This window comes from Bdellovibrio sp. HCB2-146 (genome assembly GCF_047345725.1).
Classification (GTDB): Bacteria; Bdellovibrionota; Bdellovibrionia; order Bdellovibrionales; family Bdellovibrionaceae; genus Bdellovibrio.
Genome location: NZ_JBLEQP010000001.1, coordinates 699,420 through 715,224, shown reverse-complemented (window position 1 = coordinate 715,224; position 15,805 = coordinate 699,420). Strand labels below are relative to the sequence as shown.

Sequence of the window (15,805 nt, the reverse complement as noted above, 5' to 3'; positions counted from 1 at the left end):
GCGCTTAGACTAGGCCGCGGACGAGAATGGTGTCTTGTGCTTCCGTCTGGGTTTGCAAGTGGTCCAAATTGTAGTGGATACCACGGGACTCGTGCCGACGGAGGGCGCATTCAACGGAAAGATCGGCCACAATTGCGATATTTCTCAGTTCTAGAATATCGGGGTGGATTTTCATATTTGAATAATACTCTTTGGTCTCAGAAAGAATATTTTTAAGACGGTGCTGTGCCCGAGCCAAGCGTTTGTCGGAGCGAACAATTCCCATATAGTTCCACATCAAACGGCGGATTTCGTCCCACATGTGGTTGATCACGATCATCTCATCGTCATTGGATTCTTGCGGGTGAGTCCATGGTTTTGGCTCTTGTGCCATGAACTGATATTCGTTCCAGTGTGACTTGATTTGTTCAGAGCAGTTATGAGCTGTGGTCAGACATTCCAACAGTGAGTTCGATGCCAGACGATTTGCTCCATGCAGTCCTGTGCAAGCTGTTTCGCCAATGGCCCATAAGCCTGGAATATCGGTTCGGCCATCAGCATCGGTGACAACACCACCGCACAGATAGTGTGCAGCAGGGACCACCGGAATGGGCTGCGTGGCCATGTCGATTCCGTATTCCATGCACTTGTTGTAAATCGTCGGGAACCTTTGCTGCAAAAATTCACGATCTAGTTTCGTCATGTCGAGGTAAACGCAAGCGGCGCCCGTTTTTTTCATTTCGTTGTCGATCGAGCGAGCGACAACGTCACGAGGCGCAAGTGATCCGAGCTTGTGATACTTTTTCATGAAGGCGTTGCCTTGAGCATCGATCAATTCGCCACCTTCACCACGCAAAGCTTCGGAGATTAAAAAATTTCGCGAGTCTTTGTGATACAAACAAGTCGGATGGAATTGCATGAATTCAAGATTGGCGATTCGGGCTCCCACTCGATAAGCCATGGCGATTCCGTCACCAGTCGCGCCACTCCAGTTTGAAGTGTAGAGATAGACTTTTCCTGCGCCACCCGTCGCGAGGGCGGTGTTTTTAGCAAGGAAGGTGCGGACCTCGCCGGTTTGTTTGTTCAATGCATAACAACCGACACAGGTGACGGGTTCCATGTCTGAGGGATCGACCTCTTTGTTAACGATAAGGTCGATGGCGTAAAATCCTTCGAGCAGCTCAATATTTTTATTTTCGCGGACGCGGGCTAAAAGAGTGCGGTGAATTTCTAAACCGGTTTGATCTTCGAAGTGTAAAATGCGTCGAAAGCTGTGTCCGCCCTCGCGCGTCAAATCAATTTCTTCGGTTTCTTCGCCGCCTTTTTTTCGAACGTCGAAATGAACGCCCCAGTTTATTAAATCCTGAATACGTTCAGGGGCTTGCTCCACATAGTCACGAACTACAGTTTCTTTGCAAAGCCCTGCTCCGGCGACCAGAGTATCCTGAATGTGAGATTGAAAACTGTCTTCCTCCGACATGACGGCAGAAATGCCTCCTTGGGCCATCGCGGAATTCGAACCTTGGGCCTTTTCCTTCGCAAGAAGGGTGACTTTTCCGTGGGAAGAGAGCTTAAGAGCGAGAGCGAGGCCGGCTGTACCGGAGCCAATAATCAAAACATCACTGCGGTGAGTACTCATAGTGGTGATCTTCTAATGCCTTTTTCTCACTTTGGCAAAGGAGTCTTGCTTGATTCTTACCACTTCCTAAAACTACAATGAAATCAACGACTAAAGTTACAGGGAAGGAACTGTGTCAATGAAGCTAAAATTAATCGCCGTTCTGATCGCCGTGGCCCTCGTATTTATGGGCTCCGTCTTATGGCGAACGGATAGTTTCGTGTATGGAGATCGCATGAGTTGGGTGGAGGCGCAAACGCGCACTCAAACTTCCGCGATCAATCATGCTTTGGCCGTCGAATTGAAATCTCTGCAAAGAATGGTCACGCAATTTGGACCAGAAGGTTTGCAAAAAAATAAAATCAATTGGCCTTCTGTTGCTCCGTACTTTGCCGTTGCTTCCCTCAACGTGTCGGGTGCGAATTTAGAGCCTCAAGTTTTTGTGGCTCGTGATAATTCCAAAGCGGCCAACTGGGGCATGGAGTTTGTGAAATCTGCTTTAGGAAAATTACCTTCAGCAGGAACGGATCTTCGATATTTTGTAAAACCATTCCAAGACAATCAGCGCGGTCGTTATGTCGCAGTTGTCTTTATCGAAGGTGGAAAAGCTTACGCCCTGTTCGGAACAGGTGAAAATTTCCAAAGTTTGATTGATGCTCAACGTGGCTCATTGGGGTCGTTCTCAATTGTCACCACGACAGGTCTTACAGTGGGTCACTCGATTCCTGAATACTTGGGCACTGTGATGAAGGATGATCCTTTGTTCCAACAAGCCTCAAAGGGGGCGGCGTCGCAGGGCGGACAAGTTATTAAACTTTCTAGCGGCGAAGATCTCTACGGTTTGTTTGAAGAAGTGCCACGCAGTAATTTGTGGGTGATGAGTTCTGCGACGATGAAAGAAATCATGAAAGGTCGCACAGGTCTTATCTGGCAATTTGCATTGCTTGGTGTGGGTTTGGTGTTGGTTGGACTTGCGGGACTTCTTTGGGTGGTGTTGCCTGCGGAAAAAGAAAAAGAAGATTTACTTGCCAGCTTGGCGCTAGCGCAATCAAAAGCGCAAGCCGCGCCTGCAGAGAAAAAAGCCGTCGCAGCCGATCCTGAAATTTCGCAAAAAGAAAAACTCGATGCTTCTGTGCGAGTGGCGTCGGCCCTGGCGCACGAAATGCGCGGACCGATGACTGCGATTATGGGCTATTCGCAAATGATCATTGCGCAAGCTCCGGGTGATGAAATCGTGAAAAACACGGAATCTATTTTGCGCGAAACTCGTTCTGCTCGCGATATCCTCGATAAACTTTTGGGCTATGCGGGAGAGTCGGTTCAAGAAAAAATCAATATGAAGATTGAGGGTCCATTGGCAGTGGCCTTAAAACCTCTCGATCCTTTGTTTCAGCAAAAAGGAATCAAAGTTACCAAAAATCTTCAAGAGACGTCGACGGTGGATTTGCATGTGGATGCTTTAGCAAAAGCTTTCACGCATATTTTGTCGAACTCCGTGGAAGCACTTGAGCGCATGCCGAAAAAAGAAATCTCGATTGATCTTTACGAAGACGCAGCGGGAATTCATTTGGATATGACGGATTCAGGTGAAGGCATTGAGCCGGGAAATGTGGAAAAGATTTTTGATCCTTTCTTCACGACAAGATCTTACCAGCAACACATGGGATTAGGTCTTTCGCTGGCGTACGGAATTTTGAAAGAACACGGCGCAACTGTGAAAGTTGAATCAGAACGCGGTAAGGGCACGAAGGTTTCCATTTTGTTCGTTGTTACAAAACAAGAGCAATTGGCAGATCTGGTGGCGCCGAAAGCGAAAGCGGAAGTCGAGGAGGAAACGGTTGTGGTGATGGATTTACCTCAATTGAAAAAAGATTCAGAGCACCGAGTGGAAGCAGAAGCCGAATACAAAGCTTCACAACCGGAACCAAAAGCTCCCGAGGCCGCTTCGCCATTGAACGTGAATATCGATAAACTTTTAGAGTTTCCGGATGAGTTGCAATTCATTGATGGATTCAACTCAGAAAAAACTGTGATGGCTCCAGCGCCAGATGAAAAAACAACGATTGCGTCAGCAGCTTCGCAAGAAACTGTTGTGATTCCGCAAGAAGTTTTGGAATCAGAACCGATCGAAGAATCTTTCAGTTTTGGTAACAATATTGTTCCACCAAAAGGACCGGCTGTGCAAAAAACTTCGAAGCTGGATGGATATCACGTGGAAATTCGTCGCCCTGGAAAGAGGATTTAATTGAATATTCGCGAGCATAGTTCTCAGTTTACGATTTATATCTTCACGCAAGACGTGGATGCGGGTGCTGCTGCGAAAGTTCAACTTTCACAGGCAGGCTATGACGCCTACTTCTTCCAAGATGCAGATATGCTCGAGCAACGCTTGCGTGATACGCCTCCGCACATCTTGGCTTTTTCAACAGCGGGGTTGCAGGGTGCTTTGAATGACTTTGTCACTCATGTCTTGGGATTTAACGATGACATCAAGTTCATCGCGATCTCAGATCTTTCGCAGTTTAATATTTTAGCTCAATACAACGAACACGGATTTTGGGACGTGATCTCCGAAAAAGGCGAGTCGTTGGATCTTCGTATCTTATGGGCGGTTGAGCGAATTTGTGAAAAGTTATACCTCACGTATCAAAACGAACAACTCTTCGATGATTTGCAAGCCGCAAAAAAGCAAATCGATGAGGTTCATGCTGCAGCTGTTGCCAGCATGAAAAAAGCCGAAGATGCAGCCGCGGCAGCAGCACGCGATGCAATTCCAGTATCAGCGCGTTTGGGCGAATATCGCGCAACCGAGAGCAAAGAAGATTTGGTACAAAGATATCTGAACAATATTTCCGATATTCACTGCATCTATTTCAAGTTTCTTCCGTCGGTTCGTTCTTTCGTGGCAACTCATGCCAATGGAATTCCGTCCGATAAAATTCAAGGTGTGGGCGCCCAACTGGACTCTGGCGAGATTCGTGACTTGGCTTCACAACTGGCATTGGGTTTGGTGCCGCCTCATTTTTCGCAAGTGTTGGTCGAGGCTTTTCATTTCAATCCGCCGAAGATTTTGCCGGTTTACGCGAATGGCGGCCTTGAGGGTGTGTTTGTCTATAGCGGTACTTTAGATGAAGTGCGCCGCCATCATCTTACCGAAGAATTTAGTTTGTTTTCTTTGTGTTACTCACATTTCTCTCTCGAGAAAAAGTTGGATGCGGTGGAGGTTCAAGACTTTGTCACGGACCTTTTCAATCGCAACTACTACATGAAAACGATTTCAGAAGAGCTAGAGCGCGGTCGTCGCCTGCGACAGCCTCTTTCCGTTGTGAAAGTGGCGATGGATGATTTTTATGAGATTGAATCATCTTTGGGTGAAGCAGTGAGAGATGAGTTGCTCAAATCCCTTGCAAGCGTCATCACTAAGACCAGCCGAACTAACGATGTGACCTGCCGAACTGGCGTAAACGAGATGGCGATGATCTTGCCTCACTGTTCCCGCAAGGGAGCTGCTCTCCGGGCTGAACGTCTACGTCGTATTGTCGAAGGCACAAGTTTTTTGAATAATGGAATGAAGGTGTCAATCAGCTTGGGAATTAGCGAATTCCCGACTCTGTGTGATTCCGTACAAGCTTTGGATGAAACGGCAACAAAAGCTCTGCTTCATATCTTGGATAAAGGTGGAAATAAAATCTGTTTGTTCAAAGCGCAAGAGAATCACAAGCCCGAGTTTGAAGTGACTGAGTAGGAAATCGTTAATGGATATGTTCCGTCGTACTTTTGCAGAAATTAATTTGGATCATCTGGCGCATAATATCCAGGTGCTGCAAAAGGCTTTCCCTAAAACGCCGTTCTTGTGTCCGATGGTCAAAGCCAATGCCTATGGTCACGGTGACGTGCAGTTAGCACTTTTCTTAGAGCGTTTGGGAATTCAACATCTCGGTGTGTGTTTGATCGAAGAAGGTTTGCTGCTTCGAAGTTCTGGCGTTAAGGCTGAAATTTTGGTCTTCCGCGGTTTTGATCGCGAAGGCGCGGAAAAAATCCTCGAACACGGAATGACTCCGGTTGTGACGACGTGGGATCAACTGAGCTACCTCGAAGAAGTGGCCAAATCTCCGGTTTCCATTCATTTGAAGTTTGATACAGGTATGAATCGCCTGGGCTTCCATGCCGATGAAGCGCAAAAGCTTTATGATCGTTTGTGGCAGAATAAAAAAATCCGTCTCAAAGCATTGGTTACGCATCTGTTTAATGGCGAAGATGCGGTGGATGCAAATGGAACGAGTGCTGAGCAACTTAAAAAATTCCATCAAATCAGTCAGGTGTTTAAGCCTTTTAATATTTTCAGCCATGCTTTGAATTCCGCAGGTATTCTCAGTCGCATGCAAATGGAACAGGATGGTAAACCCGCTCAACATCCCTTGTTCTTGCAAGAGTGGGGTTTGCGCCCTGGTCTGATGATTTATGGATATAATCCTCTGACCAATCGTTCGCAGGCGCAGTTAAAACACGTGATGACTTTAAAATCCACGGTGAATACTTTCCGTCATCTGAAAGCGGGCGAAACTGTTTCTTATGGTGGCACATGGAAAGCTCCTAAGGAGTCCATCATTGCTGTTGTGCCAATTGGTTATGCTGACGGTTATCACCGCGTTTTATCGAACTTAGGTGTGGCCCTGTTCGCGGGACACCGCGTACCTGTTGTCGGTAACGTCTGCATGGACTATTTGATGTTGGACGTGACGGCGGCTGTGCAAGGCCGAGATCTCAAAGCTTTGCAAGATGAAGAGGTCATTTTATTTGGTCACGATGCCCATGGAAATTTCCTCTCACCAGAGGAGCTTGCACAAAAGGCCAAAAGTATCACTTGGGAAATGCTCACCAGTGTGGGGGAGCGTGTGCCTCGCGTGTATGTAGGACAGGAAGCGGAAACGCTTCAAGGTGGAGGAGTTAAATGACGCTTGCAGAACGTGTCGCGGAGGGAATTGCCGATCTTGGCGCCACCGTCATCAATCCCATCAAAAGTGCGGTTCTCGATGTTGGCAAGCTGATGATTTTTTTTAACGAGAGTGTGCGGCTGATTTTTGCAAAGCCGTCTCGTGTGAATGAAATCATTCGGCACATGGAATTTATCGGAAATCAGTCGGTCGGTATTATATGTTTGACGGGCGGATTCACCGGCCTTGCGCTTTCGTTCCAAATTTATCTTGGCTTTAAACTTTTCAACGCCGTGAACTTGGTGGGGCCGGTTGTGGCTTTAGGTATCACGCGTGAATTAGGTCCTGTGTTGACCGGTTTGATCGTGGCCGCTCGTGCTGGTGGCGCGATGGCGGCGCGCTTGGGAACAATGCGCGTGAACGAACAAATCGATGCTCTTGATGTCATGGGAGTGAATACAAAACAGTATTTGATCTCTCCGCGTTTGGTTGCAGCTTTTATTTGTATGCCGCTTCTGACTGCAATTTTCGATTTTGTCGCGATGCTGGGAAGTTATTTCTTGGCTGTAAAGCTAATGGATCTCGATGAGGCGATCTTCTGGCAGAAAATCAGCGATTTTATTGAGGTCAAACACATCAATGAAGGCCTGTTCAAATCCATGGTCTTTGGTATTTTCTTCGCGTTGATTTGTTCTTATCGCGGTTTCAATACGACGGGTGGAGCGAAAGGTGTTGGTGATGCAACCAACCAAGGCGTCGTTCAATCTATGGTTATGATTATCGTCCTTGATTACTTCCTGACGAACTTTATTCGTCTCTATTACAATCTTTTGGGGATCGTCTAATGCTTCGTAAGCAATCAGCTGTGATAATGAAAGATGTGAAGAAGTCCTTTGATGGTGGAAAAGAATTCGTCTTGAAGGGAATTGATCTTGAAATTCCTAAGGGTTCGTTGACAGCCATCATCGGTTTTTCGGGAACGGGAAAGAGCGTGATGCTCAAACATCTTTTGGGATTGTTTAAGCCAACCTCGGGTTACATCGAAATTTTAGGTCAAGATATCAGCAAATTTACGCCTGATGAACTCACAGCATTTCGCTGTAAGTTTGGAGTGCTCTTTCAATCAGCAGCTTTGTTTGATGATATGACGGTTTTGGAAAACGTGTGTTTTCCGCTCCTTGAGCATCGGCGAGATCTCAAAATGCCACAGGTCCTTCGTATAGCTGAGGAAAAGTTGGTTCAGGTCGGTCTTGAATCCAAGCACTACCATAAATTACCGAGTCAAATCAGTGGCGGAATGCAAAAGAGAACGGGTCTGGCGCGAGCTCTCGCCCTAGATCCAGAAATCTTGATATATGATGAGCCCACCACGGGTTTAGATCCCATTCTGACTGAAATGGTGGATAATTTGATACTGAGTACCCATAAATTGAGAGAGGGATTAACCTCAATCATGGTGTCACATGATTTGTCCGCTGCGTTTAGAATTGCCGATCATATCGCGATGTTAGATAGTGGGCGGGTTTTGTTATTTGGGACTCCAGACGATTTCTTTAATACCGATATCGAACTGGTGAAGAAATTCGTCAATAAAGGGATGAAGCATCAATGAACTGGCTCCGAACCGCCGAATTTAAAGTAGGTTTATTAGTTATTGTGGTGGGATCACTCATTGCGGTTATGTCTATGCGCGTGAGCGACGATCCATCCTACTTGGGGCGAGCAAAGAAAGCTTGGTTCCTTTTGCCGAATGCCGCTGGACTGGTGAAAAATTCAGCAGTTCGTTCTGCCGGTATTCCAGTCGGTATTATCAAAGACATCAAATTGCAAGACGGCATGGCGCGAATCGACATCACAGTTCGTTCCGATGTTCCGTTGACGACCTCAGCTGCAATCGAAATCAAATCTTCCGGTATCTTGGGTGACAAGTACATCGAAGTTTATCCCGGCTCACCAACGGATTCGCCGCTTCCAGATGAATCGCAAATCTTGACCGTCAAAGAAGGCGGCGGGATGGAAAACTTGATGGCTCAAGTTTCCGAAGTTGCAGGATCTCTTAAAAAAGTCGCAAAGAGCTTGGAAGAAGCGACCACAGAAGATGGAACTCGTAAACACGTCTTGGGTCGTATCGTAAAAAATATCGAAACTTTGACGGGTGACCTTGCACAGGTGACGACAGAGAACAAAGACAAGATTGGCGATATCGTCGACCAAGTTCATAGCATCACGTCTTCTTTGGAAGAGGTTATGAATGACAAATCCGATTCAGGTCTTAAAGAAACTTGGAAGAAACTTTCCAAAACAGTTTCAAACTTGGATGAGATCACGACAAAAATCAAAAACGGCGACGGTGCCTTGGGTAAGTTGATCAGCGACGAAGATACTGCCGAGAACCTCAGTTCCGCAATCGAAGGCGTAAACGATTTTGTGAGTGCTGGCAGCCGTATTCAAACCGCATTTGATTTCAAAACTGAATACCTCGGTGAAGTGGGAAGTTGGAAATCGTATATCGGTATCCAAATCCAACCAGGTCTTGATCGTTACTACTACCTAGCAGTTGTCGACGATCCAGCTGGCGTGGTTGAAACGACTCGCACTCAAACATCAGGCTCCACAAGCTCTGACATCACGGAAGTCAAAACGTATCAAAACAAAATCAAGTTCACGATTCTTTTCGCGAAAAACTTCTGGGATCTTACAATCAAAGGGGGTTTGATCGAAAACGGGGGCGGTTTTGGTATCGACTACCACTTCTTCCGTCGTAAGTTGAAAGTGTCCATGGAGGCTTTCGACTTCACTCGTACAAATGTTCGTGGATCGGTTTCGTATAGTTTCTATCGCGGACTTTATGTCACTGCCGGTATCAACGATGCTTTGGATAAAAATAATGCTCAGTCCGGATATTTGGGAGCCGGTCTTCTGTTAACGAACGACGACATCAAATTCCTTATGACGAGTGCGCCCTTCTAACCTATGAATAATGAAGCCCTTAAAAATCCAGACAAAAACTGGTTGATCAAATCCTCGACGAGGATTCTGGGGCCCTTCACTCTGTTAGAAGTTACCGAGCTACTTAAAACCAAACATATTTCGATCATTGATGAAATCCGCCAGCCCTCAGGGCGCTGGTCGTATATTCGTGAAAATAAAATGTTCTTAGAGATCGTACGCAATATCCGTGATGAGTTGGATGCGACGGCAGAGAACACCATGACGCAAACTCTGGGACAGCAAACATTTACGAAAACAGCTGATGCTGTGACGTTGTCTGACGAGCTGACGCCAACACCTCCACCTCGCGACATTCCTGCACCGATGAAAGATGTGAAGGACGTGACTTCGACAGGCGAAAGCTCGATTCCTCGCAATATGGGCGCGCGCACCAGCCCACGCTCTTACGGGGCGACGGGTGATCGTCGTTTGCAACATGAGATCGCGAGAAAATCAAATACCTGGCGTTGGGTTGCAATTGGTGTCGCAGCAGTAGCGGCAGCCGTTGTAACAACAACTTTCATGACTCGCGAAAAAAACAAAAACCTGGGTTTTGATCAATTGGTGCAAAAAGCTTTGCGCTATAAAAGCCTTGGTATCTATGAAAGTTCTTTAAAATATTATCAAAAAGCTCTTGTCCAAGGCGAACCTGATTTCGATGCACAAGTGCAGATGGCACCGGTGTTGATTTCTGAAGATCGTCAAACCTTGGTGGGGCGTCGAATTTTTGAAAAGGCTCTGTTAGGCGAAGCAGGTCAAAAACGCGCGCAAGCGGTTGAAGCTTATTTGGGAATTGCCGTCTCTTACATGATGGACGGCGATCTGAAACAAGCTGAAGACACTCTTCAAAAAGCTATCGGTCACGATCCTTCGAATATTTCAGTCTTGCTGAATATGGCCATTGTTGAGTTCAAAAAAGGCAACTATGCCGGAGCGAAAAAAGGATTTGAAGAAATCTACCGTAAAAACCCAACTTCGACGCTGGCTCTTTTAGGCAGGGCAATGGCGACAATCGAGTTTGCAAAAGCAAATAACGATTGGAGCGCAAGTCGTGCTTTAAGTGAAGACTTAAAAGTCGCAGTTCAAAGAACGGGATATCTTCGCCAGGAGCTCTCACTTCTGCTTTCATATTTGCAAGCAGAAGTTAAAGATACCGATGGTTTTGCTCAGGCGTTGGGTGTGTTTTTAAATGAAACTCCCGGCCAAGCCTCTTTGTATACGCATCCACTTTTTGTGGATTGGCGTTTTTCTCAGTGGGACTACATGGAAAAGTACTGCGGAGAAATCTTTATCAAGCGTCCGCCGACTCCGCATTTAAAGGCTTTCCGTGCCGTGTGTTTGATGGAAATCAATCGTGATTCAGAAGCGCAAAAACTTTTGCAAGAAGCCTTGGCGGAAGCGCCATCGGATGCTTTCGTACTGATCACGCAAGCGAGTTACTTGAAAAAAGTCGGCATGATTCCAGAAGCCATGACCATCTTAAAAATACCGGCATTGAAGTCGTTACCTCTGCATGATCATCTTTTAGGTGACATCTGTATTGCGACACAGGACCTGGTTTGTGCTCAAAATGCCTTCACCGCTCTTTATAATAAAGATCAACGTGACGTCGAAGCTCTGTACGGTCTTGCGTGGGTTGTCCTTCGTAAAAAAGAACGTGCGATGGCTTATGACTATGTTCGCGCTGGTTTGCAAGCAGAACCAAATTACTTACCTTTGCTAGAGCTGCGCGATCAAATGGAGTCTGAGTAATGAATAAGCTCATCCTGGCAGCAGGATTGTGTGTTCTATTCTTAGGTGCTTGTTCCAAGCACTCTGAAGAAGCTCATGAAGATATTCGCACTCTCAAAGTGGAAGATCTTCCTGATGATATCCGCATTCCAGGAAAAGCTTATACAGAACTTCAATTTGTTCCTCCTCATGAAGAAGGCGGGCATGGCGGGGCTCCTGCGGCGACACCAGCTGTGGTGTTTGCAGAAGTCACGGTCACTTTAAAAGAAAAATCACCAGGAACTTTGAAAGACGGTGATATTAAAATTAAATTCCCACGCGGCGGTGGGCAGGTGAATTTGGCCGATTACGTGACTGATCAGGCCGGAAGTTTCTACGTGAATTTTGAATTTCCTGATTTTGAAAATGCGACCCAAAAGAAAATTCTTTTTGTGAGTAAAGCCCGTAAGCGTCGTTTAGATAATCAAATCTATGGCGGTGGTTGCAATCAGTTTTTCGATATTACGAAGAAAGCTGAGAAAGCAATGACGGCTGATGGAATTAAGGTGAACACCGTTCGCGAACGTTATACGAGCGTCTTGGGTGGTCATTTCTTGTTTTCAGCTTTGAAAGAAGGCTCAGTTTATCTCGCGCAAGTGACTTTTAAAGATTCCGCTCATACTCATTTATTCTGTGAGGATTTCTAATGGATCAACTGAAAGTTCAGAATCTTCAAGATAAAGACACTGTTGAATTGCTTCTCCTTGTTAAAGAAAGAAGCATTGCCACTGGAAAAAACGGTCGCCCTTTTATGGGGATGACGTTAAGTGATGCGACAGGAAGTATTGAAGCGCGCCTGTGGGATCGTGTTGAAGAACTCTCTCGAGCTTTTGAAATTGGTGACATCATCAAGGTCAAAGGACTTGTTCAGCTTTTCCAAAACCGCAAGCAACTGATCGTGCACCGACTTGAAAGAGTTGAGCCCGAGTCCGTGAACATGGATGATTTCTTAGCGAAAAGTTCTCGTAATCCGGATGATATGTTGGCTGATTTGACTCAGCTCGTTCGTTCTATGAGAAACGATCATCTTCGCCAGTTGGTCTTAGATACATTAGAAGATCCCGAAATCAGACCCATGATTTTACAAGCACCTGCTGCGAAATCCATTCATCACGCCTGGCGTGGTGGCTTGATCGAACATATTTTGTCAATTTGCCACATCATGGATTTTATGGGAAAACACTATCCTTTCTTAAATCGTGATCTCTTGCTTTTCGGAGCGATTTTTCACGACATCGGGAAGTTGTGGGAACTCTCTTACGATGCGGGAATTTCTTATACTGACAGAGGGCGTCTGTTGGGACATATGGAAATTGCCTGCGAGTTGATTGATAAAAAATCGCAACGCATTTTAGGTTTCTCGCAAGAATTGCGTGATATTTGTAAGCACATCGTTTTAAGTCATCATGGGAAGCTGGAATACGGCTCTCCGAAACGTCCGAAGTTCTTAGAAGCTTTGGTTGTGGCGATGATTGATGATCTTGATAGCAAGATCACAACAGTTAAAACGATCATGGATAATGAACGAGGAAGCGGCGAGAAATGGTCTCGATACAATGAGCTCTTTGACCGCTATTTCCTCTTAGATGATATGAATGAGAAGTTGAAATGATTGAAGGATGCCTCGAGCTCTTGCGCACATATAAGTCTTACGATCCGGCAGCGAAATCGCTCTTGGAAATTGCTTTGCTTTATCCTGGGCCGAAGGCTTTATTCTTTCATCGTATTGCCCATGTTCTTTATAAAACCCATTTGTATTTTTTTGCGCGTTTGGTGTGCGAGATTTCTCGTCTGCTGACGGGAATTGAAATCCATCCCGGTGCAACCATTGGTCGCCGTCTGGTGATCGATCATGGTATGGGTGTGGTGATTGGGGAAACAGCTGAAGTCGGTGATGACTGTGTGATTTTCCACGGTGTGACTTTAGGTGGGACAAAGTTCGATCCTGTAAAACGCCATCCTACAGTGAAAAACAAAGTGATGATCGGCACAGGCGCAAAAATCTTAGGTCCCATCACCATCGGCGAGAACGCGCGTATCGGCGCTAACGCCGTTGTCGTGAAAGACGTTCCTGCAAACACGACTATGCTCGGCCCAACTGCACAAGCTCGATAACCTCCCAAAGTTCAGTGTCGAAATTCAAATCTCTTTCTTTTGTTCTCATGATGAAGAATTGTGAGAATGAAGGGAATGAACACGGATGTGAACTCTCTTGATTTGGTGAAAGTGGTCGCCCTCCTGGGATCCGCTGTGATTCTGGTGCCACTCTTTCGTCGAATCGGCCTGGGGTCCGTCCTAGGATATTTGGTCACCGGACTTATCATTGGTCCCTTTGGTTTAAGATGGTTTGCAGACCCGCGAGCTATTTTACATGTCGCTGAATTCGGCGTCGTCATGTTCCTTTTTATAATCGGACTTGAGATGCGACCGTCCTATTTGTGGAGCTTGCGCCGACAGATTTTTGGATTGGGTACCTTTCAAATTTTAGTCTGCACCGTTGCTCTCACGGCTTTAGGCATGGCCTTCGGTTATCCTCTGATCGTTTCGTTCATCGGGGGGATGGGATTTGTGCTGACCTCCACGGCTATCGTTATGCAGGTTTTATCAGAACGTGGGGATGTGGCATTGGTGCGAGGCCAGAAAATGGTCGCGATTCTTTTATTCGAAGACATTCTAATCGTTCCACTCTTGGCATTGGTTTCTGTTTTAACCTCACAAGCAGGGGGTGGAGCTGAAGGTTCGCAGTGGGCGAGTTTCTTTACCGGTGTGGCAGGACTTGCTGTTTTAATTTTACTTGGCGTGTGGACGTTGAATCCCTTGTTTCAAGTTTTGTCGTTTGTAAAAGCGCGCGAAGTGATGACCGCCGCCGCTCTTTTAGTTGTCTTAGGTGCTGCGCTTTTGATGCAGGTATCGGGACTTTCGATGGCCATGGGGGCCTTTCTCGCCGGCGTTTTTCTGGCGGAGTCGACGTTTCGTCATCAAATCGAAGCTGACATTGAGCCCTTTCGCGGAATTTTAATGGGTTTGTTTTTTGTTGCCGTGGGGATGTCGCTGGATCTGCGCGTGGTCTATGAAAACACCGAGGCGATTATTTTTGGCGTCTTGGCAATGATGCTTGTGAAAGCACTGTGTATATATTTTGTCGCACGTCTAATGAAGTCCAATCACTTTGAAGCGCTGGATCGAGCATCGTTAATGGCACAAGGGGGAGAATTTGCCTTTGTTCTTTTTTCTGCGGCTGCTGCTGGTGGCTTGATCGATGCTGCTGCCAATGCGAACCTCACTGCTATTGTTGTGCTCTCGATGGTCTTCACGCCGATTGTGTCGGGACTTGTGCGTAGATTTACTCACTCCAAGGTTGAATCATTTGCGGATATTGAGGAAGCCCATGGCTTATCGGGTAGCGTTCTGATGATTGGCTTTGGTCGATTTGGACAAGTGCTCAGTCAGTTGTTGTTAGCTAAAAATGTGGATGTAACCATTATTGATCTCGATACCGAGATGATTCGAAGTGCCAGTGGCTTTGGGTTTAAAATCTATTATGGAGATGGTTCGCGTTTAGATGTATTGCATGCTTCGGGAGCTGGAACCGCGAAAGTCATTGCTGTCTGTATTGATGAAAAAGAAACGGCAACGCGAATCGTGGAATTGGTTAAAGTCGAATTTCCACAAGCGAAAGTTTTGGTACGCGCTTATGACCGCACGCATGCGCGCGAACTTTTAACTGCAGGTGCTGATTTTCAGATACGAGAAACTTTTGAGTCTGCTATACTTTTTGGTGAAGAGGCTCTTCGTCAAATTGGTGTCGGGGATTTGGAAGTTTCCGAAATTTCTGAGCGCATTCGTCTCTTGGATCTTGAGCGATTCGAATTAGAGATGGCGGCAGGTGCCACCGAGGCCGGACGAAAGCTGATGTTAGGCAATATTACAAAACCGGCTCCATTGGTTGAGCCGCAACGACCAAAAGAGGTTCATCTATGATGCGCGTTGTTTCTTTGATGTGCGTTTTGTTTTCGTCGATCGCTTTCGCCGATAGTTTTGAAATCAGTGCAAATTCAGAAGTGTGGGCATTACCAGCTTCTGCAAAAAGTTGCGTCGCTTGGAAATCAGGGCAAGAAGACAACGATATTCCAGGAAAACACATCAATCTCGGAAATCTGATGGTGTCATGGACCGATTCAAGCAAATCACTTGAAATCACGTCAGTGCGCGTCTCTTTAAAAGACAACCTTTTGCCAAATGGTGAACACGAATGTGTGATCAAGGGGGCTGAGTTGCAAGCCTTGGGCTCAGAAGGTTGGACAAAAATAGCAAAAGCCACTCGCGGAAATGCCAGTACGGCTGACACCGACTGCCGTTTGATTTGCGGTGGTATTACCATCACTCCTGATATCTCGGCCACACTCAATGGAAAAATTGAGGTCACTGGCATTACTACCGACTCAAAAGGACAGCATGAAACTGTGAAAGCAGGGCTTCCAATTCTCGTCGACAATGTGATTTTCTAAAGATC

General features: G+C 46.3%; 13 protein-coding genes. 12 read left to right on the top strand and 1 reads right to left on the bottom strand.

Annotation, left to right across the window (positions count from 1 at the left end; translation table 11 throughout):
- Positions 1-4: 4 nt before the first annotated feature.
- The gene (nadB, locus tag ACLWOR_RS03550) at positions 5-1,618 is read right to left on the bottom strand and encodes an L-aspartate oxidase (protein ID WP_413939290.1); all 1,614 of its coding nucleotides are present in this window, start codon (positions 1,616-1,618) and stop codon (positions 5-7) included.
- Between the two features lie 118 nt (positions 1,619-1,736).
- On the opposite strand from nadB, the gene ACLWOR_RS03545 reads away from it, so the two are divergent.
- From ACLWOR_RS03545 to ACLWOR_RS03490, 12 genes are all read left to right on the top strand, one after another.
- Complete coding sequence (locus ACLWOR_RS03545) at positions 1,737-3,842, top strand: sensor histidine kinase (RefSeq protein ID WP_413939289.1); 2,106 nt, start codon at positions 1,737-1,739, stop codon at positions 3,840-3,842.
- Complete coding sequence (locus tag ACLWOR_RS03540) at positions 3,843-5,342, top strand: GGDEF domain-containing protein (RefSeq protein WP_413939288.1); 1,500 nt, start codon at positions 3,843-3,845, stop codon at positions 5,340-5,342.
- Positions 5,343-5,352: 10 nt separating this feature from the next.
- Positions 5,353-6,552, top strand: a complete 1,200-nt coding sequence (gene alr / locus ACLWOR_RS03535) for an alanine racemase (RefSeq protein WP_413939287.1) — start codon at positions 5,353-5,355, stop codon at positions 6,550-6,552.
- Positions 6,549-7,376: an MlaE family ABC transporter permease gene (locus tag ACLWOR_RS03530; RefSeq protein WP_413939286.1), complete on the top strand. Its 828-nt coding sequence runs from the start codon at positions 6,549-6,551 to the stop codon at positions 7,374-7,376. Before alr ends, ACLWOR_RS03530 begins: the two co-directional genes overlap by 4 nt.
- On the top strand, positions 7,376-8,143 hold the full coding sequence (locus ACLWOR_RS03525; RefSeq protein ID WP_413939285.1) for an ABC transporter ATP-binding protein: 768 nt from the start codon (positions 7,376-7,378) through the stop codon (positions 8,141-8,143). Before ACLWOR_RS03530 ends, ACLWOR_RS03525 begins: the two co-directional genes overlap by 1 nt.
- Positions 8,140-9,501 carry an MlaD family protein gene (locus ACLWOR_RS03520; RefSeq protein WP_413939284.1) on the top strand — a complete coding sequence of 454 codons (1,362 nt, stop codon included), beginning with the start codon at positions 8,140-8,142 and terminating at the stop codon, positions 9,499-9,501. The genes ACLWOR_RS03525 and ACLWOR_RS03520 overlap by 4 nt, the downstream gene beginning before the upstream one ends.
- A 3-nt stretch (positions 9,502-9,504) precedes the next feature.
- A complete protein-coding gene (locus ACLWOR_RS03515; protein ID WP_413939283.1) occupies positions 9,505-11,274 on the top strand; it encodes a tetratricopeptide repeat protein in 1,770 nt (589 codons plus the stop codon).
- A complete protein-coding gene (locus ACLWOR_RS03510) occupies positions 11,274-11,939 on the top strand; it encodes a hypothetical protein (RefSeq protein ID WP_413939282.1) in 666 nt (221 codons plus the stop codon). Before ACLWOR_RS03515 ends, ACLWOR_RS03510 begins: the two co-directional genes overlap by 1 nt.
- Positions 11,939-12,904 carry a 3'-5' exoribonuclease YhaM family protein gene (locus ACLWOR_RS03505; protein ID WP_413939281.1) on the top strand — a complete coding sequence of 322 codons (966 nt, stop codon included), beginning with the start codon at positions 11,939-11,941 and terminating at the stop codon, positions 12,902-12,904. Before ACLWOR_RS03510 ends, ACLWOR_RS03505 begins: the two co-directional genes overlap by 1 nt.
- A complete protein-coding gene (gene cysE / locus ACLWOR_RS03500; RefSeq protein WP_413939280.1) occupies positions 12,901-13,407 on the top strand; it encodes a serine O-acetyltransferase in 507 nt (168 codons plus the stop codon). The genes ACLWOR_RS03505 and cysE overlap by 4 nt, the downstream gene beginning before the upstream one ends.
- A 75-nt stretch (positions 13,408-13,482) precedes the next feature.
- Complete coding sequence (locus tag ACLWOR_RS03495) at positions 13,483-15,273, top strand: monovalent cation:proton antiporter-2 (CPA2) family protein (protein WP_413940747.1); 1,791 nt, start codon at positions 13,483-13,485, stop codon at positions 15,271-15,273.
- Positions 15,270-15,800 (top strand): hypothetical protein, encoded by a 531-nt coding sequence (locus tag ACLWOR_RS03490; protein ID WP_413939279.1) that lies wholly within the window; start codon positions 15,270-15,272, stop codon positions 15,798-15,800. The genes ACLWOR_RS03495 and ACLWOR_RS03490 overlap by 4 nt, the downstream gene beginning before the upstream one ends.
- The last annotated feature ends 5 nt before the right edge of the window (positions 15,801-15,805 follow it).